The following is a 6,394-nucleotide window of genomic DNA, read 5'->3' on the forward strand; positions in this document are numbered from 1 at the left end:
AATAGTTGTCAAAAATATGACGAACTAACCTGATTTTGACTTGGATCATGATAAAAAAACGCTACACTAACGCCAACCATTATTTGTTGGAATCATTAACATTGAAAAAGATAACTATTGTAGCCATCATATTTAGCCTTTTTGTAATTGCAGGTTGTTCAAGCCAAAACAAACAAGATATGAAACAAGGCTTGACGGAAGTCGGTCATGCCACCAGAGATGCAACCACAGCAACGGGTCACTTCTTTCGTGATACCACCAAAGATGTGATTGAAAATGTCAAAGATGCCACTAATAATTAATCATCACAATGACACTGTCCTGAACTACAAGGCTCGGGTTTTACTGCTGGGTTCGCCATATCATCGCTGTCATTCAGTGCCCCTAAAATCGAGCAATGACTAGCATCATCATTACGATGACCACAACAAGCATCATTGATTTTTTTTAATGCGCCTCGAATCCGTTGTAGTTCAGCGATTTTAGTATCAACTTCATCTAATTTCGCTTGCGTGATTGCTTTTACTTCAGCGCAACTGTGAAGGCTTGCCTCAAGTCGAATATCTAATAACTCACAAATTTCACCAAGGCTCAAGCCTATCGCTTTAGCACGTAAAATAAATTTAACCCGCGATAAATCACCCTCACTGTAAAGACGATAACCACTGTCACTACGGCCTGCGGGTTCAATCAAACCATTCTTTTCATAAAAACGTAATGTATCACTGCTGACATTACATAATTTTGCTAATTGTCCAATTAAATACATTCAAACGCCCTTTTGCTTAACCCGCTATTTCAGTGTCAACCCTAAATAGCAAACGTTTGCGCAATGCTAATATTCATGTAGAATGAGCACTAGATTGATACGTATCGTTCACTACTTCTTGGCTTTGCTCGATTTTAGCCGAGGATATTTCCCAACGCCAATCTAATCCTATCTAAGCTTGGCGTTGGAAAATATCCTATTCACTGTGTATTAGAGAGATGGTAGCAATGGAAAACGTTCGTCCTATTCGCCGTGCGCTGCTTAGCGTATCCGACAAAACAGGTATTGTTGAATTCGCTCACGCCCTCGCCAACCGCGGCGTAGAAATTTTATCTACAGGTGGCACCGCGCGTTTACTTGCAGAACAAAACATTCAAGTCACTGAAGTTTCTGACTACACCGGTTTTCCTGAAATGATGGATGGTCGTGTCAAAACCCTTCACCCTAAAGTACACGGTGGCGTTTTAGGCCGTCGAGGTATTGATGATGCAATTATGGCACAACACGGTATTAACCCAATTGATATGGTGGTGGTTAACCTGTACCCATTTGCAGAAACCGTTGCGAATCCCAATTGTCGTTTAGAAGATGCGGTCGAAAATATTGATATCGGCGGTCCAACAATGGTGCGTTCAGCGGCTAAAAACCATAAAGATGTCACAATTGTGGTTAATGCTCATGATTATGATCGCGTTCTTACCGAAATGAGTGCCAATGATGGCTCATTAAGCCATGCAACTCGCTTTGATTTAGCCATCTCAGCCTTTGAGCATACTGCTGCCTACGACGGAATGATTGCGAATTACTTTGGGACTATGGTGCCATCTTACGGTGCTTCTCTGCTTGATGACGAAGCGCAACAAGCCGATGCCGAATCAAAATTCCCACGTACTTTTAATCAACAGTTCGAGAAAAAACAAGACATGCGCTACGGTGAGAACAGCCACCAAGCAGCTGCATTCTATGTTGAAGCAAATCCACAAGAAGCATCCGTGGCAACTGCAACTCAACTGCAAGGCAAAGCACTGTCTTACAATAATATTGCAGATACTGACGCGGCCCTTGAGTGCGTCAAAGAATTTGACCTTCCTGCTTGTGTGATTGTTAAGCACGCGAACCCTTGTGGGGTTGCGCTCGGTGACAATCTCCTTGAAGCTTATGATCGCGCTTACAAAACCGATCCAACCTCTGCCTTTGGTGGCATCATTGCTTTTAACCGCGAACTGGACGCAGCGACCGCACAAGCGATTGTTGATCGTCAATTTGTTGAAGTGATCATTGCACCTAAAGTCTCTCCACAAGCAACCGCAATTATCGCTGCTAAGAAAAACCTGCGTTTACTTGAATGTGGTGAATGGTCAACTAAAACCACTGGCTTTGATGTTAAGCGTGTTAATGGTGGTTTACTGGTTCAAGATCGTGACCAAGGCATGGTATCAGTTGATGATCTCACCGTGGTCTCACAACGCCAACCAACGACTGATGAGTTACGTGATGCACTCTTCTGCTGGAAAGTGGCTAAATACGTTAAATCAAACGCGATTGTGTATGCTAAAGGTAATATGACTATCGGCGTCGGAGCGGGTCAAATGAGCCGTGTATATTCTGCCAAAATCGCCGGTATTAAAGCCGCGGATGAAAATCTTGAAGTCGCTGGTAGCGTAATGGCATCCGATGCTTTCTTCCCGTTCCGTGATGGTATTGATGCCGCAGCAGAAGCGGGCATTACCTGTGTAATTCAACCTGGCGGTTCGATGCGTGACGATGAAGTCATTGCAGCTGCTAATGAACACGGCATGGCAATGGTGTTTACCGGTATGCGTCACTTCCGTCACTAAGTTGTTATCACTTTAGTGAAAAAGCAATGTCGATTTAGTCTCTGCTCTTATTGTAAAGAGTAGGGATTTTTAAGTATTTAGCGTAAAGCAATAAGGATTAACGATGAAAGTACTGATCATTGGTAACGGTGGCCGTGAACACGCACTGGGTTGGAAAGTCGCACAAAATCCAACGGTAGAAAAAATCTTCATCGCCCCAGGCAATGCTGGCACTGCACTTGAACCAAAATTAAAAAATGTCGATATTAGCGTTGAGAATATTAGTGGTTTAGTTGAATTTGCGCAGAACAATCACATCGAACTGACGATTGTTGGCCCAGAAGTACCATTAGTGATTGGTGTGGTTGATGCCTTTCGTACTGCTGGATTAGCCATTTTTGGCCCCACCCAAGCGGCTGCGCAACTTGAAGGTTCTAAAGCGTTCACTAAAGATTTTTTAGCTCGCCATAACATTCCAACCGCTGATTACCAAAACTTTACTGAAATCGAACCCGCCTTGGCTTATCTAAAACAAAAAGGCGCACCGATTGTGGTCAAAGCCGATGGCTTAGCTGCAGGTAAAGGCGTAATCGTTGCGATGACAGAACAAGAAGCAGAAGCGGCAGTACGCGATATGCTGGCTGGTAATGCGTTTGGTGAAGCAGGGCATCGGGTGGTGATTGAAGAGTTTCTTGATGGTGAAGAAGCGAGTTTCATCGTCATGGTTGATGGTAAGAACGTCTTACCAATGGCCACCAGCCAAGATCATAAACGGGTTGGCAATGCTGACACTGGCCCTAACACTGGCGGCATGGGTGCTTACTCTCCAGCCCCTGTTGTAACTCAAGCAATTCATGATCGCGTGATGAAAGAAGTGATCTATCCTACCGTTGAAGGCATGGCTGCAGAAGGCGCGCCGTATACCGGTTTTCTTTATGCTGGCTTGATGGTGATGGCTGACGGCACACCCAAAGTAATTGAATATAACTGCCGTTTTGGCGATCCAGAAACGCAACCTATTATGCTACGGATGCAATCAGATTTAGTTGAGCTGTGTTTAGCGGCGATTGATGGCAATCTTGATAGCGTTGAATCAAAATGGGATCCACGCGCTGCTATCGGGATCGTACTGGCGGCTGGCGGCTATCCTGCCGATTACCACAAAGGCGATATTATTAGTGGCTTGCCTCAGCAAGAGCAAGCCGGAGAAAAAATCTTCCATGCAGGTACCACCAATAATATCCACGGTGATGTAGTGACTAATGGTGGTCGTGTGTTATGTGCCACAGCGATGGGTGATACCGTATTAGCCGCTCAACAACGTGCTTATACGTTAGCGCAGCAAATATCATGGAATGGCATGTTCCACCGTGATGATATTGGCTACCGTGCGATTGCTCGCGAACAGTAACCTCTTTATCCATAACGGAAAAACGCGCTCATCAGGCGCGTTTTTTTGTTTGTAGCTCTCAATATTATTACTTTTTCAATAAATTCGGTGCTACCAAACATTGCTGCTGTGGTCGTTGCAATAAAATATCATCAACCTTTAATTGCTGTTCGTTCAACTGGCCACTGACCGCCATATACCCTTGGCCGGATAATTTTTCAGCCGTGGACTCAATAACCACTTCCACCGCCCGTTGCTGCTGACAAGGAATAAACTGCTGCTGTTGCCAGTGCCCTTGCACCCACGTTTGCTGCCGATGAGATAGCTGTTCCACTTTCATCGCTAATCCCACTGCCTGCTGACGTAATTTGGCAATTTCAACATTGGTTAACGGCACAATAGTTTGCCCTTGTTGATAACGCTGAAATACCGCTAAACCATCGCTATCAAACCGTAATTGCAATTGAAATGGTGTAAGGGAACCATCAATTCGTTGCTGCCCTTGTTGAGAGAGCTCAAACAGCTTTCCTGAGCGCCAGCGATAGCTAGCCTGATATTGCCCTTGATTTAGGGTGAACACTCGCTCATTGAGCGTTATAGGCTGATTAGGACGGAAGGTATACCAATAAAAATGAGGACCATCAGCGGCTGCTTGAGCAACAGTGACAGTTTTTGGCGCAATTACTGCATTTTCAGCCATGTCGCTTGCCGCACAGCCTGTGAGTAAAAATGCAACCGCCAGAGAAAGCGTTATACGATTCATAAAAAAACGCCAGAAGCTAATGCATTCTGGCGCTATTTTTAATTACTTTAGCGCGTCTTTAAGTGCTTTGCCAGATACGAACGCTGGAACGTTAGCAGCGGCAATTTGAATTTCCGCACCCGTTTGTGGGTTACGGCCAGTGCGTGCGGCACGATGATTTACTTTAAATGTACCAAAGCCAATTAGTTGAACCTGGTCGCCATCTTTAAGCGCATCAGTAACGCCTTCAAGAGTAGCTTCCAATGCTAATTTTGCTTGTGCTTTAGACAAATCTGCTTTTTCTGCGATCAGGTCAATCAGTTGGGTCTTGTTCATTAGGTTTCCCTTCTAAGGTTTTGGGCTTAATACCGCCCAACTCTAATTCATAAGAAGCCTGTGTGGCAAAGGTTTGTCGGCTTTTATCTGTCTAAATGGAGACTCTTTAACCATAAACTGAGCTAAAGTTCACAAAATGTTACTAATAACATTCAAAAAAGAGTTGTTTTTATTTCCACTCGCCCCGATTAATATAGCCGAAATTCGCTGATTAATTGACAGGTTGATATGGTACTGCTTACGATTTACATCTCTGTAGCTATAGGGGTGTCGTTTATTTGTTCCGTTTTAGAAGCGGTTTTATTGAGTATTTCGCCGGGATATATCGGCACTTTACGTCAACAAAACCACCCAGCGGCAGCTAAACTCGCCGCACTCAAAAATAATATAGATCGACCCTTAGCCTCAATTCTAACCCTTAACACTGTCGCGCATACCGTCGGTGCAGCAACAGCAGGCGCACAAGCAACAGTCGTATTTGGTAGTGAATGGTTGGGTGTATTCTCAGGTGCATTAACCGTTGGTATTTTATTACTCTCAGAAATCATTCCAAAAACAATCGGGGCAACTTACTGGCGTCAATTAGCACCAACCAGTGCAATAATATTACGTTGGATGGTGATCTTATTAATGCCACTGGTATGGGTTTCAGAACAAATAACCCGTCGTCTTGCTCACGGCCACGTCCAACCAAAACTACGAGATGAATTATCGGCCATGGCAATGTTGGCCCATGAATCAGGTGAATTGGGTGCTGGCGAATCTAAAATCCTCACCAACTTACTGCAATTTAAAGATGTGAGTGTCACTAAGATTATGACGCCACGTCCGGTATTATTCCGTGTTAATGCCGAGCAAACCATCAACGAATTTTTAGCAAAACATAAAACGAGTCCATTTTCACGTCCATTAGTGTTCAGTGAGCAAAGCGATAATATCGTCGGCTTTGTACACCGCTTAGAACTGTTTGCAGAAAGCCAAGCAGGCAAAGGTGGTCAAGAACTCGGTGCACTGATGCGTCCATTGCCTGTCATTATGAACAATGTAAGCGTACCAAAGGCATTTGAACGTTTAATGCAAGAACGCTCACAATTAATTCTTATTGTTGATGAGTACGGTACGGTACAAGGCCTTGTCACTCTGGAAGATATTTTTGAAAGTCTTGTTGGCGAAGAAATTGTTGATGAAGCCGATAAGAATACTGACATGCAGCAACTCGCTTACCAACGTTGGGATAAGTGGAAGAAAAAACACAAAATGATCGAAAATAATGATGACGACATGTAATTAACACCATTATTTACCGTGACTGACTAGATACAAAAAAGGGACCTTACGGT

Annotated in this window: 7 protein-coding genes; 4 read left to right on the top strand and 3 right to left on the bottom strand. The window is 44.1% G+C overall.

The window, feature by feature from the left end:
• Window positions 1–101 precede the first annotated feature (101 nt).
• The gene (locus BTO21_RS18945; protein ID WP_045032641.1) at window positions 102–302 is read left to right on the top strand and encodes a hypothetical protein; all 201 of its coding nucleotides are present in this window, start codon (window positions 102–104) and stop codon (window positions 300–302) included.
• On the opposite strand, the gene zntR is transcribed toward BTO21_RS18945, so the two are convergent.
• Window positions 299–769 (bottom strand): Zn(2+)-responsive transcriptional regulator, encoded by a 471-nt coding sequence (gene zntR / locus BTO21_RS18950; RefSeq protein WP_045032629.1) that lies wholly within the window; start codon window positions 767–769, stop codon window positions 299–301. The two genes, BTO21_RS18945 and zntR, sit on opposite strands and share 4 nt — an antisense overlap.
• 227 nt (window positions 770–996) lie before the next feature.
• Here zntR and purH point away from each other — a divergent pair, with 227 nt between their 5' ends.
• Both purH and purD read left to right on the top strand, forming a co-directional pair.
• The gene (gene purH / locus BTO21_RS18955; RefSeq protein WP_045032628.1) at window positions 997–2,607 is read left to right on the top strand and encodes a bifunctional phosphoribosylaminoimidazolecarboxamide formyltransferase/IMP cyclohydrolase; all 1,611 of its coding nucleotides are present in this window, start codon (window positions 997–999) and stop codon (window positions 2,605–2,607) included.
• A 103-nt stretch (window positions 2,608–2,710) separates the two neighbouring features.
• Window positions 2,711–3,997 carry a phosphoribosylamine--glycine ligase gene (purD, locus tag BTO21_RS18960; RefSeq protein WP_045032626.1) on the top strand — a complete coding sequence of 429 codons (1,287 nt, stop codon included), beginning with the start codon at window positions 2,711–2,713 and terminating at the stop codon, window positions 3,995–3,997.
• Between the two features lie 67 nt (window positions 3,998–4,064).
• Here purD and BTO21_RS18965 read toward each other — a convergent pair whose 3' ends face one another.
• Window positions 4,065–4,739: a DUF1481 domain-containing protein gene (locus tag BTO21_RS18965; RefSeq protein WP_045032625.1), complete on the bottom strand. Its 675-nt coding sequence runs from the start codon at window positions 4,737–4,739 to the stop codon at window positions 4,065–4,067.
• A gap of 42 nt (window positions 4,740–4,781) precedes the next feature.
• Complete coding sequence (gene hupA, locus BTO21_RS18970; RefSeq protein ID WP_045032623.1) at window positions 4,782–5,054, bottom strand: nucleoid-associated protein HU-alpha; 273 nt, start codon at window positions 5,052–5,054, stop codon at window positions 4,782–4,784.
• A 228-nt stretch (window positions 5,055–5,282) separates the two neighbouring features.
• Between hupA and BTO21_RS18975 the strand changes: the two genes are divergently transcribed.
• Window positions 5,283–6,341 (top strand): CNNM domain-containing protein, encoded by a 1,059-nt coding sequence (locus BTO21_RS18975; protein WP_045032622.1) that lies wholly within the window; start codon window positions 5,283–5,285, stop codon window positions 6,339–6,341.
• Window positions 6,342–6,394: the final 53 nt, after the last annotated feature.

Source organism: Photobacterium phosphoreum, assembly GCF_002954725.1.
Classification (GTDB): Bacteria; Pseudomonadota; Gammaproteobacteria; order Enterobacterales; family Vibrionaceae; genus Photobacterium; species Photobacterium phosphoreum.